The 1,526-nt window shown below is 42.1% G+C and carries 2 protein-coding genes and 1 pseudogene; 2 read left to right on the forward strand and 1 reads right to left on the reverse strand.

Features of this window, described 5'->3' with window-relative positions; translation table 11 throughout:
• The first annotated feature begins 435 nt into the window (after nt 1–435).
• Complete coding sequence (locus F6K37_RS41880; protein ID WP_008184111.1) at nt 436–642, forward strand: hypothetical protein; 207 nt, start codon at nt 436–438, stop codon at nt 640–642.
• Complete coding sequence (locus tag F6K37_RS41885) at nt 639–899, forward strand: ParE family toxin-like protein (RefSeq protein ID WP_008184113.1); 261 nt, start codon at nt 639–641, stop codon at nt 897–899. The genes F6K37_RS41880 and F6K37_RS41885 overlap by 4 nt, the downstream gene beginning before the upstream one ends.
• A gap of 240 nt (nt 900–1,139) precedes the next feature.
• On the opposite strand, the pseudogene F6K37_RS41890 reads toward F6K37_RS41885, so the two are convergent.
• Nucleotides 1,140–1,526, reverse strand: a pseudogene (locus F6K37_RS41890) (hypothetical protein); the annotation flags it as partial.

Below are 1,526 nucleotides of genomic sequence, written 5' to 3' on the forward strand. Positions count from 1 at the left end.
GTATTTTTCACAATACTTTGATTATCCTAAAATGAAACACTATGTCGAAACCCTGAACTATTTACGTTTATTAATAATCGAATATATCAGGGATATCAAAGCTCTTGTAGAGTGCGTTAATGAAGTGTAACGCAGCTGTCAATGTCCGCTTGAAAGTGAGTACGCGAATAGTGTAGGTTGGGTTGAGACAACAAAACCCAACAAACCGATGATATGACACAATAAAGGTAGTGAAGTGCGATCGCTTTTGTCCGGTGGGGAAATCGACATGATTCCTAATTAAATTGCCAAACTATCATTATTTGCCCACCCGACCACTTGTCCGGTGGGCAAAGGCACATGATAACTGATCTAATTGTCAAACTATCATCATTTGCCCACCCTACCCTACTAAAAACTCTATAATTTGAGTATATCTGTCAAAAATTAGGGCTTATGAATAAGAATTCCTTAGAGGAAATTGAACTTGCTGTCAGTCAACTTTCTAGGGAGGATCTCGCCAAATTTCGGACTTGGTTTGCAGAATTTGATGCAGCAAATTGGGATCGACAATTTGAGACAGATGTTGTGGCTGGTAGGCTAGATGCATTAGCAGACAAAGCACTGAAACATTTACGACAAGGAAATTGTACTGATTTGTGAAACATCTTGCTACACCTGATTTTTGGTATTATTATCGACAGCTACCGTCTGAAATCCAAGAACTTGCCGATAGATGTTACGAGTTGCTCAAACAAGATCCTCGATATCCCTCACTACATTTCAAGAAAGTAGGTCGGTTTTGGTCAGTTCGAGTGGGTTTACATTACAGAGCGATTGCGGTGGAAAAGGATAATGATCTAGTTTGGTTTTGGATCGGAACACACGCCGAATATGACAAAATATTAGGCTCAAAGTAGTGCGATCGCGTAGCGTGGCCTACGGCCAATCGCTCTGGTAGGGTGGGCAAAGGGACATGACAACTGATCAAATTGCCTTTCTCTCATTATTTGCTCACCCTACCCCTGATTTTGTTGGGTGGGCAAATGGACATGATATTTGTTCAAATTGCCTTTCTCTCATTATTTGCCCACCCTACGCTACTACTAAGCTGACCGCTGACCGCTGACCGCTGACCGCTTACTCTAAAATCTAAAATTTCAATCTTCTGGCTCTACACCCATTGCTCGCAATTGAGCTGCTAGACGTTCAGCTCGTTGATGTTCTCGTTCAGCTCGTTGACGTTCTTTTTCAACTAGCTGTCTTTCTTTCTCAACCGGTGTAGGAATCCAATTTTCTGCTGCATCGTACCAACGCAACCAAAGTCGGTTTAACTCTTGATAGTTTCCTGACCACAATCCTAAACCTAGTTCTATTTCTGGAAGCCAGAATTTGTCACCGTTGAGAATCACTTCCCGATAGCTGCTGCGCACTAATTCAAACAAGCGCAGTATATTGCTATTACCATTGAAGACCACGTAATAGGGAATACGTAGCATCCGTTCGTAGACTTCCCATATAGATGGGGGTAGGTTGGCTTGTGGAGA

The sequence above is a fragment of the Moorena sp. SIO4E2 genome, assembly GCF_010671945.1.
GTDB lineage: Bacteria > Cyanobacteriota > Cyanobacteriia > Cyanobacteriales > Coleofasciculaceae > Moorena > Moorena producens.

Excerpts from the sequence above, each read along its gene's own strand:
- F6K37_RS41880 (WP_008184111.1), top strand. The coding sequence starts at position 436 with ATGAATAAGAATTCCTTAGAGGAAATTGAACTTGCTGTCAGTCAACTT.